10 protein-coding genes are annotated in these 13,221 nt (G+C 72.3%); 8 read left to right on the forward strand and 2 right to left on the reverse strand.

The window, feature by feature from the left end:
* Positions 1-103: 103 nt before the first annotated feature.
* From ACIPJ2_RS18535 to ACIPJ2_RS18555, 5 genes are all read left to right on the forward strand, one after another.
* Positions 104-1,309 carry a Gfo/Idh/MocA family protein gene (locus tag ACIPJ2_RS18535; protein WP_402730078.1) on the forward strand — a complete coding sequence of 402 codons (1,206 nt, stop codon included), beginning with the start codon at positions 104-106 and terminating at the stop codon, positions 1,307-1,309.
* Positions 1,306-2,313: a sugar phosphate isomerase/epimerase family protein gene (locus ACIPJ2_RS18540; RefSeq protein WP_402730079.1), complete on the forward strand. Its 1,008-nt coding sequence runs from the start codon at positions 1,306-1,308 to the stop codon at positions 2,311-2,313. Before ACIPJ2_RS18535 ends, ACIPJ2_RS18540 begins: the two co-directional genes overlap by 4 nt.
* Positions 2,314-2,438: 125 nt before the next feature.
* Positions 2,439-3,470, forward strand: coding sequence for an AAA family ATPase (locus ACIPJ2_RS18545; protein ID WP_402730080.1), 1,032 nt, complete (start codon positions 2,439-2,441; stop codon positions 3,468-3,470).
* The gene (locus ACIPJ2_RS18550) at positions 3,470-4,792 is read left to right on the forward strand and encodes a DUF58 domain-containing protein (RefSeq protein WP_402730081.1); all 1,323 of its coding nucleotides are present in this window, start codon (positions 3,470-3,472) and stop codon (positions 4,790-4,792) included. Before ACIPJ2_RS18545 ends, ACIPJ2_RS18550 begins: the two co-directional genes overlap by 1 nt.
* Positions 4,789-7,134: a transglutaminaseTgpA domain-containing protein gene (locus ACIPJ2_RS18555; RefSeq protein WP_402730082.1), complete on the forward strand. Its 2,346-nt coding sequence runs from the start codon at positions 4,789-4,791 to the stop codon at positions 7,132-7,134. Before ACIPJ2_RS18550 ends, ACIPJ2_RS18555 begins: the two co-directional genes overlap by 4 nt.
* A gap of 62 nt (positions 7,135-7,196) precedes the next feature.
* Here the strand turns inward: ACIPJ2_RS18555 and ACIPJ2_RS18560 are convergent, their stop codons facing one another.
* Positions 7,197-7,814, reverse strand: coding sequence for a TetR/AcrR family transcriptional regulator (locus ACIPJ2_RS18560; RefSeq protein ID WP_402730083.1), 618 nt, complete (start codon positions 7,812-7,814; stop codon positions 7,197-7,199).
* Positions 7,815-8,078: 264 nt separating this feature from the next.
* Positions 8,079-8,846: a trimeric intracellular cation channel family protein gene (locus ACIPJ2_RS18565; protein WP_281265492.1), complete on the reverse strand. Its 768-nt coding sequence runs from the start codon at positions 8,844-8,846 to the stop codon at positions 8,079-8,081.
* 69 nt (positions 8,847-8,915) lie between these two features.
* On the opposite strand from ACIPJ2_RS18565, the gene efeU reads away from it, so the two are divergent.
* Genes efeU through ACIPJ2_RS18580 form a run of 3 tightly spaced genes read left to right on the forward strand, consistent with a single transcriptional unit; the run spans position 8,916 to position 13,073 of the window.
* Complete coding sequence (efeU, locus tag ACIPJ2_RS18570; RefSeq protein WP_402730084.1) at positions 8,916-10,517, forward strand: iron uptake transporter permease EfeU; 1,602 nt, start codon at positions 8,916-8,918, stop codon at positions 10,515-10,517.
* Positions 10,504-11,730: an iron uptake system protein EfeO gene (efeO, locus tag ACIPJ2_RS18575; protein WP_402730085.1), complete on the forward strand. Its 1,227-nt coding sequence runs from the start codon at positions 10,504-10,506 to the stop codon at positions 11,728-11,730. The genes efeU and efeO overlap by 14 nt, the downstream gene beginning before the upstream one ends.
* Positions 11,727-13,073, forward strand: a complete 1,347-nt coding sequence (locus ACIPJ2_RS18580) for a Dyp-type peroxidase (protein ID WP_402730086.1) — start codon at positions 11,727-11,729, stop codon at positions 13,071-13,073. The genes efeO and ACIPJ2_RS18580 overlap by 4 nt, the downstream gene beginning before the upstream one ends.
* The last annotated feature ends 148 nt before the right edge of the window (positions 13,074-13,221 follow it).

Here is a 13,221-nt window from a genome sequence, read left to right on the forward strand (position 1 = left end):
GTCTACCGACCCCTTCTGGAACGTTCCAGAAGGGAACGTTCCAGAACCGACGGTCCGGTCCCCGACGGGCCAGGACCGGAAGAACCAGCTCGAAGGAGAGCACATGCGCGAGAGCATCGGCGTCGCCGTCATCGGCGCGGGCATGGCGGGCAAGGCCCACATGGCCGCGTGGCGGAACGCCCCGTCCCTGTTCGCCCCGACCCTGCCGCCCGTGCGGCTCGTCTCGATCGGGGACGTGTACGAGCCCCTCGCCGCCGAGGCCGCGCAGCGCTTCGGGTTCGAGCGGCACGACACCGACTGGCGGGCGATCGCGGCCGCCGACGACATCGACGTGGTGAGCGTCGTCGTCGCGAACCGCCTGCACCGCGAGATCGTCGAGGGGCTCCTCGCCGCCGGCAAGCACGTGCTGTGCGAGAAGCCGTTGGCCGACTCGCTCGAGGACGCCCGCGCGATGGCCGACGCCGCCCGCGCCGCCGAGGCACAGGGCACGATCGCCCGCGTCGGCTTCACCTACCGACGCGCACCGGGCATCGCGGCGATCCGCGAGCTGATCGAGGACGGCACCCTCGGGAAGGTCCTGCACCTCTCCGGCCGCTACTGGACCGACTACGGGTCCTCGCCGGACGTCCCGTTCTCGTGGCGCTACGCCGGCGCTCCCGGATCGGGCGCGCTCGCCGACGTCGGCTCGCACCTGACGTACATCGCGGAGTTCCTCGCCGGAGACGTCCGGAGCGTCACCGGTGGACTCTTCACCACGACGATCACCGAGCGACCCGTCGCCGCCGGACACGCACTCCGGGGTGCAGCAGCCGAACTGACCGGCGAGACGCAGGCCGTCGAGAACGACGACTACGCCACCTTCAGCGCACGCTTCGGCGACGGTGCCGCGGTCGGCTCGCTCGAGGTGTCCCGCGTCGCGACTGCCCACCCGAACGGTCTGGTGATCGAGGTCTTCTGCGAGGGCGGCGCCGCGCGCTGGGACCAGGAGCGGCCGTCGGAGATCGGCCTCGCCCTGCAGTCCGACGGCTCCCGGCTCGGTGGGTACCGCCAGGTCGTCCTCGGGCCGGACCACCCGTACGTGGCCGGCGGTATGGCGATGGACGCACCCGGCGTCGGCTGGGGCCAGAACCAGATGTTCGAGTACCAGGCGCGCGCGTTCCTCGACGAGGTCGCCGGCGTCGCCGATCCGCTCCCGCGCAACGCCACGTTCGACGACGGCGTGCACAACATGGAGGTCCTCGACGCGGTGGTCCGGTCCGCGCAGGCGGACGGGGCCGCAGTGACGACGAAGCAGGAGCAGCACGCATGAAGCTCGGTCTGTACAACGCGATCTTCCACGACCGCCCCCTCGCGGACGCCCTGCGCGCCATCGCGGAGAACGGTCTCACCGGCATCGAACTGAACACCGGCGGGTTCCTGCCCCCGGTGCACGTGCCGGACATCGACGCCATCCTGGACGACGACCAGGCACGGGACGACTTCCTCGCCCGGTTCGACGGCACCGGGGTGTCCATCGCCGGCCTGAACTGCAACGGGAACCCGTTGCACCCCGACCGCACGATCGGGGACGCCCACGCCGAGGACATCCGGCGCAGCATCTGGCTCGCCGCCCGCCTCGGCCAGGACCGCGTCGTCACGATGTCGGGCCTGCCGGCGGGGGAGCCCGGTGGCGTCCGCCCGAACTGGATCGTGAACGCCTGGAACTCCGCCGCGCTCGACGTCCTCGAGTACCAGTGGAGCGTCGCCGTCCCGTTCTGGCAGGAGATCGACGCCATCGCCCGCGAGCACGGCGTCAAGGTCGCGCTCGAGTTGCACCCGCAGAACGTCGCCTTCAACCCGGCGACGATCCGCGAGCTCGTCGAGCGTGGCGGGCTGACGAACGTCGGCGTCGAGCTCGATGCGTCGCACCTGTTCTGGCAGCAGATGGACCCGGTGGCGGTCGTCCGCGACCTCGGCCCGCTCGTCTTCCACGCCGCGGCGAAGGACGTCAGCATCAACCCGCAGGCGGCGATCAACGGCGTCCTCGACAACTCGTTCCGGCGGCTGTCCCCGGACGAGCCCCGCACGAACCTCGGTGGCGACGAGTGGGCGAACGAGTGGCCGAAGCCCTCCGCCTGGGACTTCGTCGCGCTCGGCAAGGGCCACGACGAGGCGTACTGGTCCGCGTTCCTCGAGGCACTCCACGAGGTGGACCCCGAGATGTGGGTGAACATCGAGCACGAGGACACCGAGCTCGGGCGCGAAGAAGGCGTCGCCGTGGCGGCGCGCGTGCTGCGCGCGGCGGACGAAGCGCTGGCGGCGCGCGTCGGCTGAGCGGGGCACCAGACTGGAGGCCCGACCGACGTCCGCCGACCGGCGGACGCTGGTCGGGCCTCCAGTGTGTCCCCGGATGCGGTCGGTGACACATCCTCCGGTCGCTGTCACCGGGCCGATGTAGCATGCGCGGACCACTGTCCCCATCCCCTGAGGAGACCTGCGTGCCGGACGCCCCCGACCTCGCCATCCCCGTCGACCAGGTCCGTGACGCGGGTGCGGCGATCATGTCCGCCGTCGCCACGGTGGTCGACGGCAAGACCGACGCGATCCGCACGGCGCTGACGGTCATGCTCGCAGAGGGACACCTGCTGGTGGAGGACGTCCCAGGGGTCGGCAAGACCGTGCTCGCGAAGGCGCTCGGCGCATCGGTGGGCGGGTCGGTGAACCGCATCCAGTTCACCTCGGACATGCTGCCGTCGGACGTCACCGGCGTGAACATCTTCGACCAGTCCTCCGGCACGTTCCGGTTCTCGCCCGGCCCCGTGTTCGCGAACGTCGTCATCGGCGACGAGATCAACCGGACCAGCCCGAAGACCCAGTCCGCCCTGCTCGAGGCGATGGCCGAGTCCCAGGTCACGGTCGACGGCGTCACCCGCGTGCTCGAGTCGCCGTTCATGATCGTCGCGACGCAGAACCCGGTGGACATGGAGGGGACGTACCCGCTGCCAGAGGCGCAGCGCGACCGGTTCATGGCGCGCATCGCGATGGGGTACCCCAGCGTCGAGGCCGAGCGTCGGATGCTCACCAACCGCGGCGGCCGCGACCCGCTGACGTCGCTGCGTCCGATCGTGGACGTCGGCACCCTCCGCGCGATGGTCGCGTCGGTGCGCCAGGTGCACGTCGCTCCCGACGTCGAGGCCTACGTCATCGCCATCGTCCGTGCCACCCGGACCCACCCCGACCTGGTGCTCGGCGCCAGCCCACGCGCCACCCTGCACCTCGCGCAGGCCGCACGCGCCCACGCCGCACTGCAGGGCCGCTCGTTCGTCACCCCGGACGACGTCGCGGAGCTCGCACCGATCGTCCTCGCGCACCGGCTCGTCCCGGTCGCCCGCGGGCTCGGCGGCACGGCCGAAGACACCGCGCGCGAGATCGTCGTGCGCGTCGTCTCGGAGACCGCGGTGCCGTTCACCGCGGCGCCAGTCCGGTCCTGATGACCCAGCCGCCCGGCACCTCGACGCTGCTCCGCCGTGCGGGGGCGGCGCGGTCGGTCCTGGACCGGTGGGCGAAGCGTGCGGCGGCGATGGCCCGTCGGACGCCGTTCCCCCGGCCGACCGCCCGCGGCTGGTCGGTCATCGCGGTCGGGATCGGCCTGATCGGCGGCGGACTCGTCGCGACCACGAGCGTCGCCGTGTCCGCCGGGCTCCTGCTCCTGGTGCTCGTCGTCCTCGGGATCGCGATGGCCTTCGTCGTCGCCGCGCCGCTGCGGGGATCCCGGGCGGCCCCACGCGCGATGGTGCAGGTCGGCGAGGTGTACCGCGAGCGGATCACCCTGCGCGGGACGACGATGCCGATCGGGCCGCGCTCCACCCTGCTCGTGCGCGAACAGCTCGAGGACGCCTTCGCGAGCGTGTCCGACGCCGAGGCCCTCGTCGAGATCGGTCCGTCGGTGCCGCCCGCGGTGTTCGACGTCGAGGCGCTCGCGATGCACCGAGGCCGGACGGTCGTCGGGCCGGTGACCATCCGTGTCGAGGACCCGTTCGGCCTGCTGCGCATCGACCGTCCCGTGGTCGCTCCGGAGGAAGTGGTGGTGGTCCCGGCTTCGACGGCCCTCTCCGCCATGGACACGGGCGCGCTCGCGGGCGCGGTGTCCGCCGACGAAGGACGTGTCGGGCAGGGCGGTTCAGCGGACGACAGTGAACTCCGCCCGTACCGTCCAGGCGACCCGATCCGCCGCGTGCACTGGGCGCAGAGTGCCCGTCGTGGTGAACTCCACGTCCGCCAGACCACCCAGGCGCAGCCGCCGGAAGCGGTCATCGCCCTGGACGTCCGCCGCGAGTCGTACCAGCAGCTCGGGCGGGACGACCTGGCGGAGCTCGCCGACCTCGGTGGCGACGCCGCGTTCGAGCACGCGGTCGTCGTCGCTGCGAGCGTCGCGCGGGCCCTCGCCGCACGGACCTCGCGCGTGGTGCTCGTCACCGACGACGTCGGCGGCGACACCCGGCACACCGGAGACGCCGGCGGGCTGACCGACGTGCTCGTCGGGTTGGCGGACGTCCGTGTCCGCGGCGACGCCCGTCGGGTGACGGACGTGCTGCCCGACGTCCGTGGCCGCGACGTGCACGGCATGACCGCCGTCGTCACCGGACACTGCACCGCCGAGCAGGCGGCCGAGCTCGTGTCGTCGACCAGCGGTTCCAGTCGCGGGATCCTGGCCACGATCGTGCCGCCGGACCCGGTGGTGCGGGGGATCCTCGACCGCGGCGGGTGGCGGACGCTCGTCGTGCCGGTCGCCGGTGCAGGAGCACTGCGGTGACCGCGCAGGACACCCGCCCCGCCAGCAGGGGCCGGGCCGACGTCCGCGAGATCCTCGACCGCGAGGACGACCGCGCCGCACCGTCGCCGTGGGTGATCGCCCTCGCGCCCGTCCCCGTCCTGCTCGCCGCGCTGGCCTTCCGCCCGCTCGTGCAGGGCATCGCCTGGTGGACGTCCGCCCTCGCCATCGTCGTGGTCCTCGTCGGCGTCGTGCTGGCCGTCCGCCGTCGGTCGCCAGGCGTCCGCTTCGTCGCCCTGGTCGCGACGCTCATCGCGTGTTCGTGCGCCGCAGCGCTCGTCAACGACATCCAACCGCTCGGGTGGATCGACGGGAACGGAGCCCTCGGGCAGACGATCGCGGCGATCCGGCTCAACCCGGCACCGCTCCCGCAGACCGACCCGATCCGGCTCGTCGTCACGGTCGCGATCGCCTGGGTCGCGGCGGCGTCGCTGTTCCTCGCGACGGTCGCACCCGCAGCGGCGCTCGCCGCGGCTCCGGCACTCGTGATCCTCATCGTGCCGGGCGTGGTCACCGGGACCCCCGCGAGCACGGGGCTCGTCGTCGTCACCGGACTCGCGTTCCTCGCGCTGCTGTGGCTCTCGGTCCGGCCGGTGCAGCGGGCGTTCCCGGCGATGCTGATCGGCGCCGTCGCGCTCGTCGTCGCGGTGGGGCTGCCGACGATCATCCCGCTCAACGCCAGCTGGCTGTCCGGTGTCACCGGGGCGATCCAGGCGCCGATCCAACCGGGTCGACCGGGCACGCTGCTCAACCTCGGGCAGGACCTCCGCCGGCCGAGCGAGCTCGAGGTGTTCCGGTACCGCTCGTCCGACGGGCAGCCGGAGTACCTCAAGCTCGCTGACCTCGACGAGTTCGGGACGGGGGACTGGGTCCCGACCGTCACCGACGTCAGTGACGCCCAGACCGCCGACCAGCAGCAGTGGGCCGTCGGGATCAACCCCCGGTTGGCGAGCCGCGGCGACGTCACCGTCCGCATCACCGGCCTGTCGAGCAACTACCTCCCCGTGCCGTCCGGGGCGGTCTCCATCCAGTCGCAGTCCACGAACCTCGAACTCGACCAGTGGCGGTGGATGGGCGACTCGAACACCGTGCGCTCCACGGGCCCGGCGACCCGACGCGGGGCGACGTACGAGGTCTACGGCGCCTCGACCTTCGCGAACGCCTACCTCGATGCCATCGACGCCGCCGGTCGGCTCGACCGGTTCGACGGGCGTGGTTACCCGACGCCGTCCACGGCGCAGCTGCGCACCGACCTCGCCCTGCCGAAGGACCTGCCCAAGAGCATCTCGACCACGGCCGCCCGTGTCGCCGGCAGTGCCGAGACGGACTACGAGAAGGCCAGGACCCTCGAGGAGTGGTTCCGCAGCGACCTCTTCACCTACTCCGAGACCGCACCCGTCGAGCAGGGCTACGACGGCGACAGCATGGACGTCGTCGCAAAGTTCCTGCAGGTGCGGGAGGGGTACTGCGTGCACTTCTCCTCGGCGATGGCCGTGATGGCCCGCACGCTCGGCATCCCGTCGCGGATCGCGGTCGGGTACCGGGCGGGCGGGACGCAAGAGGACGGCGAGTACACGGTCTCGAACCGGCAGCTGCACTCGTGGCCCGAGCTGTACATCAAGGGCGCCGGCTGGGTCGCCTTCGAACCGACGCCGGACTCCGACTCGGCGGCGACGTCGTCCACGGAGCCGACGACGACGCCGAGCGCGGCCGACCCCGCCACGCCGCTGCCGGAGCCGAACGCGTCGAACGAGCCGTCCACGTCCGCGAGCCCGACGCCGAGCGCGTCAGCCGCTCCCGGGGCCGCGGGGTCGACCGGCGGCTCGGGCAACGGGCCGTGGGGGCTCGCGGTCGGCATGCTGATCGCGTTGGCGGTGCTGGTCGCACCGGCGACCGTGCGGGCGGTCCGCCGTCGATCCCGGCTCGCCGCGGTGGCCGACGGCCGGTCGCCGGCGGTCTCGGCCTGGCGTGAGCTCCTCGACGACGTCGCCGACCACGGGTACGCGCCCGGCCTCGCACCGCCCGGTGACGCCGCAGCGGTCGCACGGACCGCGCGCGCCGTGCTCGGGCGACTCCGGTCGTCGGTGCCGACGTTGGTGCTGCCGTTCCTGGAGGCGGCGGTCGACGCGGTCGACCAGGAGCGCTACGCGCCGGCGGGTTCGGTCGACGGGGCAGCGCTCGTCGCGACCGTCCGGGAGGCACGGGTCGCCCTGGATGCGTCCGTCCGGCTCCCGCAGCGGCTCCGGTCGCGCCTGCTGCCGCCCAGCCTGACGCCGTCGTCCGCCTGGTCGCACGACGGCCCGCGCCGCCGGCGGCCCGCGTAGCGCCGTGCGCTCGGCCCGCGGGGTCTTCGGCGGGTCGAGACTCGGGCTGAGCGAGACTCGGGTCAGCGCGGGCGGATGACGGCCTCGACGAGGGTGGCGACGACCTCGCCGGGGTTCACGCCGTCGAGCGCGGGGGAGTCGAACACGATGCCGACGTTCGCGCCGATGAGCGCGGTCGAGAAGACGTCGAGCGGCATCCCCGGGTCGATCTCCGGGTGCGCGCCGAACCACAGCAGCACGAGTCGGTGCACGCCGTCCTGGAGCACCCGGCGCTGCCGGACGAACTCGGGCATGAGCTCCGGGCGGCGGATCGCGAAGCCGCGGAACTCGGACAGCAGGGCGAACTGCGCGCTCTGGTCGTGGCGGCCGAACGCTGCCCGGACGATGTCACCGATGTCGGCGGCGGCGATGTCCTCGCGCACGAGCTCGTCGAGCGAGCCGAGCACCAGGTTCGTCGCGCGCTGCATGACCTGCGCGACGAGGTCCTCCTTCGAGGAGAAGTTCGAGTAGACCGCACCCTTGCTGAACCCGGCGCGGGCGGCGACGTCGTCGAGCCGCGCTTCGTGCACGCCCTGTTCGGCGAAGACCTCGGCACCCGCGGTGAGCAGGCGCTCGCGCACCTCGGCTCTCGGGGTCCTGGCCGAGGTCTGGCGGTCGTCGGGAGAAGCAGCGTCGCTCATCTGTTCCTGGTTCAGACGGAGCCCGGTGGCACCGGGCAGACGTGGAGGTCGTACCCGTCCATTCTGCTGATCGCGCGTGGGCCGGGGGACCTGCCGCGCCGTGCATCCGATCACGCGCGACCACGGGTGGTTCCGGCGCGTTCGGGTCGCGTCGGTCCCCATCCGTGCGCTGCACGCGCCCGGCCGTCCGACCGGGGTGCGTGTGCCGGGTCCGATACCCAGCGGGATCGATGCTACGCCCGAGGGGCCGGACGCGGAACCCGCTCAGTCCGCGTCGTCGTCCTCGGTGTGCACACTCCCAGGGCCCCGGCGGCGTCCCGGCCGACGGAGCAGACGGATCGCATCCGGACGGATCCCCTTGCCCCGACGCAGCAGGGACGCCAGCGTCGACTGCGGCTGCCAGTCGCGACCGTTCGGCAGCCCCCAGCCCCACCGCACGGCGCCCCACCGGAGTACGAGGGAGAGCACCACGGCGGCGACGATCCCGATGGTCGGGGAGCCGAGTGCCGAGGCGACGACCATCACCGCCGAGGCGGCGACCGCCACGGAGGCGTAGAGGGCGTTCCCGCCGAACACCGCGGGCACGCGCCGGAGCAGCAGGTCCCGGCCGACACCGCCGCCGACCGCGGTGATCGTGCCCATGATGATCGCCGCCGGCCACTCGAGTCCTGCGTCGAAGGTCCGTTGCACGCCGACCACCGCCCAGAACCCGATCACGGCGGCGTCGAGGAACGTGAACAGTCGGTCCCACCCACGCTCGGAGAACGACACGAAGAAGGCGACGAGCGCACCGGCGACCGCGATCGGCACGTACAGCGGGTCGGTCAGCGCGACCGGTGGCCCGTTCTGCAGCAGCACGTCGCGCAGCATGCCGCCACCGAGCCCCGAGACGAACCCGACGACCAGGAACCCGAACAGGTCGAGCCCCATCGTCCGGGCGACCGCTCCGCCGAGGAGCGCGGACGCGAAGACCCCGGCGAGGTCGAGCACGTTCGTCACGGCGGCGAGGCCGTCGGCGGAGAGCAGGTTCATGAGAACCATCAAACCCCACGCCGAACGGGTAGCCGGGAGGGGTGAGGTAAGGCTAACCTTGCCTTTGCCATGCTCGCCACCCTCGTCATCGGTCTCCGTGAAGGCCTCGAAGCCACGCTCATCGTCGGCATCATCGCCGCCTTCCTGCGCCGCAACCGTGTCCCGCTCGCGCCGATGTGGCTCGGGGTCGGGGTCGCCGTGCTGCTCAGCGTGGCCGTCGGCTTCGGCCTGCAGATCGTCGAGCAGGCGCTCCCACAGGCCCAGCAGGAGGGCATGGAAGCGGTCATCGGCATCGTCGCGGTCGTCTTCGTCACCGGGATGATCGTCTGGATGCGCACCCACGCGCGGACCCTGACGACGGAGCTCGAGGCGAGCGCGACACAGGCGATGGGCCGCGGGACCGCGTGGGCGCTCGCCGGCATGGCCTTCCTCGCCGTCCTCAAGGAGGGCTTCGAGACGGCGGTGTTCCTCCTCGCGACCTTCCAGGCGTCGTCGGACACCGGGCTCGCCGCACTCGGCGCCGTGATCGGCATCGCGGCCGCGGTCCTCATCGGCTACGGCATCTACACCGGCGGCGTCCGGCTGAACCTGTCGAAGTTCTTCACCGGCACCGGCGTCTTCCTGGTGTTCGTCGCCGGCGGGCTCGTCCTGACGGTGCTCCGACGCGCGCACGAGGCCGGCTGGATCGTCATCGGGCAGCAGCGCACCGTCGACCTCAGCTGGCTCGCGCCGAACGGCTCCGTGCAGGGCGCCCTCGTCACCGGCGTCCTCGGGATCCCGCCGGACCCCCGCGTGATCGAGGTCCTCGGATGGGTCCTCTACGTGGTCCCGGTCCTCGCGATCTCGCTCTGGCCGCGTGCCTGGCGGCCGGCGGCGGCACGGGTCCCCGTGGTCCGCACCGGCATCGCCAGCACCCTGGCCGTCGCTGCGATCGCACTCGCGATCGCCGTGCCGTCCGGCGGCGTGCACGTCCCGTCGACCGTCGCGACGACCGGCGACCAGACCTCGGTGTCCGCAGAGGTGCACGGTGCATCGGCGGTGTTGCGGACCAGGGGCAACGGCAGCCAGTCCCGCGTGGACTTCCCGGCGTCGACCCACCGCACGGTCGTCCGAGCGGGGCTGACCGCCGACCGCTGGCGATCGACCACCACGGGCGGTGGGACCCCGACCAGCGACGACGAACCGACGACCCTGACGCTGGACGACCTCGTCGGGATCTTCGGCCGGGTGCCCGTCGGCATCTCGCCGTCGACGAACCCCGGCCCGTTCCGGGCGGAGTGGGCCGTCTCCGAGACGACCACGCTCTGGACCGTCGCAGGCGGCGTCCTGGACGCGACCAGCTCGGAACGTTCCGTGCTCACCCTGAGCGGTGGGCGCCTCCCGTCCGCTCGCACCACCACGATCGACCGCAGTGTTTTCGCGGTCCCCGACTCCCGCGTCCAGCGGACCGCCACGACCGTGGCGGCCGCACAGACGCGGGCCGCTGAGCTGGCGCTCTGGAAGGCCTGGCTGCCGATCGCCCTCGGCATCGCAGCTGCCGCGCAGTTCGCCCTCGCACTCCGTGACCGCCGTCGTCAGACGGCGCCCGCAGACCACACCCCCGAAACCGTCCCCGCACGCGGCCCGCCCGCCGGGGACCCTGCAAGGAGTCCCGACTATGCCGTTCGGTAAGCACACCGTCCGACCCCTCACCACCCTCGGCGCCCTCGGTGTCGTCACCGCGCTCGCTCTCACCGGGTGCGCGGCCACGTCGTCGTCCGCGACGGACGACTCCACGGACTCCGGGAAGGTGTCCCGCGTCTCGATCACGCTGACGAACGACGGCTCGGACAAGTGCGCCGTGTCGACCACGAAGGTGCCGGCCGGGCCCGTGACGTTCACCGTGAAGAACGAGTCGTCGACCGCCATCACCGAGGTCGAGCTCCTGCAGGACCAGCGGATCTTCGGCGAGAAGGAGAACCTCGCACCGGGGCTCGACGCCGTGCGGTTCACCGCGACGCTCGGCGGCGGGAAGTACCAGGTGTACTGCCCGGGAGCGGACCGGGAACTCACCGACTTCACGGTCACCGGCAAGGTCGCCTCCACCGCGAACAGCAGCGCCGCGACGCTCCTGAAGTCCGGTGCGACGGGGTACTCGAAGTACGTCGACGCCCAGGTGAGCGACATGGTCACCGCCGTCGAGCAGCTGCAGACCGACATCGACGCGGGGAACCTCGAGGCCGCGAAGAAGGACTACGCCGACGCCCGCCCGTACTACGAGCACGTCGAGAGCGACGTCGACGGTTTCGTGAAGAAGGGCTTCAAGGCCACCGACAACGCCGGCAACCTGGACTACCTGATCGACATGCGGGCGTCGAACCTCGACCCCGCCGTCGGCTGGAGCGGCTTCCACGCGGTCGAGCGCGACCTCTTCGAGACGGGTGCCATCAGCGACGGGACGAAGCAGTACGCGGCCGACCTGACCACCAACGTGACGCTGCTCGCGAAGCTCGTCCCGACGCTCGACTACAAGCCCGAGGACCTGGCGAACGGTGCGGCCGGGCTCCTCGAGGAGGTCCAGTCGAACAAGATCACCGGCGAGGAGGAGGCGTACAGCCACATCGACCTCGTCGACCTCGCTGCGAACGTCGAGGGTGCCCGTCAGGCCTTCGCGTACCTGAAGCCGGGCCTGACCAAGCTCGACCCGACGCTGACGAAGCAGATCGCCGCGCAGTTCGACAAGACGAACAGCATGATGGACGGCTTCCGCAACGCCGACGACCTCGGCGGGTTCGACAGCTGGGACGACGCCGCCAAGTCCGCGCACGCCAACGAGGTCTCGCAGCGCGTCCAGGCACTGCAGGACCCGCTGTCGCGGCTGGCCGAGAAGGTCGCCACGGCGTGACGGACGGGCGCACCCCTCCCGGGGCCGACGCCGCGTCCGGCGCCGACGCGGCCGGCCCCGCGCTCTCCCGCCGCGGGCTGTTCGGCGCCGGCGTGGCCACCGGTGCCGGACTGGCCGCTGCCGGAGCCGGCGTCGGCGCGGCAGCCGGGATCGCCGGCGCCACCATCGCCACCGGCGTCAACCCGTTCGCCGCCGCGACCAACGGCGACGAGTCCATCGACCTGTCCCTGAGCCACCCCTTCTACGCGACGGCCGCCCGGCAGCCGCAGGGCGGGATCCGCACCACACCCCAGCGCTACTGCGTCTTCATGACGTTCGACATGTCGTCGTCGGTCGCGACGGACCTGCAGGTGCTCCTCGCCCGGTGGTCCGCGTCGATCGCGCAGCTGCAGGCGGGCAAGACCGTCGGCTCCGTCGAACCCGCCCACGGCGACGGCGTCGGCGCAGACACGGGGGAGGCGCTCGACCTCGGGCCCGCGTCCCTGACGGTCACCGTCGGGCTCGGGCCGGGGATCTTCGACGAGCGCTTCGGCCTCGCGTCGAGACGGCCGGACGCGCTTCGGCAGATCCCGACCCTGCCGAGCGACCGGTTGCAGGAGGGCCTGAGCGGCGGGGACCTGTCGCTGCAGGCGTGCGCCGACGATCCCCAGGTGGCGTACCACGCGATCCGCGACCTGGCCAGGATGGCCCGCGGCACCGCGACGGTGCGCTGGACCGTCCTCGGCTTCGGTCGGGCGTCCGCTGGGCCGTCGCAGACCACGCCGCGGAACCTGATGGGGTTCAAGGACGGCACCAGGAACGTCACCACCGACGAGGAGTACGACCGGTTCGTCTGGGTCGACCCAGACGGCGAGGCCGACGGGTGGATGGCCGGTGGCACCTACCAGGTCGTCCGGAAGATCCAGATGAACATCGAGATCTGGGACGCGGACGTCGTCAGCGATCAGCAGCGGGTGTTCGGCCGCACCAAGATCGAGGGCGCGCCCCTGTCCGGCGGCACGGAGCACACGACGCCGGACTTCCACGCGCGCACGGCATCGGGCGACCGCAAGATCGACGAGACGTCGCACGTGGCGCTCGCGGCGCACGAGAACAACGACGGCGTGAAGATCCTCCGACGCCCGTACAACTACACCGACGGGCTGAACCAGTACGGCCAGCTCGACGCCGGCCTGCTGTTCGCGGCGTACGTGAACGACCCGGAGCACTTCACCCGGATCCAGCGCCGACTCGGCGCGGTCGACCGGCTCAACGAGTACATCGCCCACATCGGTTCCGCGGTGTTCGCGATCCCACCGGCCCCGAAGAAGGGCTCGTACATCGGCGAGCAGCTGTTCCGCTAGCGACACCGTGTGGTGAGTGGGTGTCCTCCGTCGTTTCCCTGGAGACGGAGGACACCCGCGCCACGGGGTCTCGCCGGGCGGAACCACCGTCCGGGATGAGAGGCGACCCAGCGCGACGCGTCGCTGTGCGACAAGGCAGAGAGTACCG

Origin of the sequence: Curtobacterium sp. NPDC090217 (assembly GCF_044746705.1) — a bacterium.
In the GTDB taxonomy this organism is placed as follows: domain Bacteria; phylum Actinomycetota; class Actinomycetes; order Actinomycetales; family Microbacteriaceae; genus Curtobacterium.

Coding starts and splice junctions, on each gene's coding strand:
- ACIPJ2_RS18535 (WP_402730078.1), top strand. CDS start 104: ATGCGCGAGAGCATCGGCGTCGCCGTCATCGGCGCGGGCATGGCGGGC.
- ACIPJ2_RS18540 (WP_402730079.1), top strand. CDS start 1,306: ATGAAGCTCGGTCTGTACAACGCGATCTTCCACGACCGCCCCCTCGCG.
- ACIPJ2_RS18545 (WP_402730080.1), top strand. CDS start 2,439: ATGCGCGGACCACTGTCCCCATCCCCTGAGGAGACCTGCGTGCCGGAC.
- ACIPJ2_RS18550 (WP_402730081.1), top strand. CDS start 3,470: ATGACCCAGCCGCCCGGCACCTCGACGCTGCTCCGCCGTGCGGGGGCG.
- ACIPJ2_RS18560 (WP_402730083.1), bottom strand. CDS start 7,814: ATGAGCGACGCTGCTTCTCCCGACGACCGCCAGACCTCGGCCAGGACC.
- ACIPJ2_RS18565 (WP_281265492.1), bottom strand. CDS start 8,846: ATGAACCTGCTCTCCGCCGACGGCCTCGCCGCCGTGACGAACGTGCTC.
- efeU (WP_402730084.1), top strand. CDS start 8,916: ATGCTCGCCACCCTCGTCATCGGTCTCCGTGAAGGCCTCGAAGCCACG.
- efeO (WP_402730085.1), top strand. CDS start 10,504: ATGCCGTTCGGTAAGCACACCGTCCGACCCCTCACCACCCTCGGCGCC.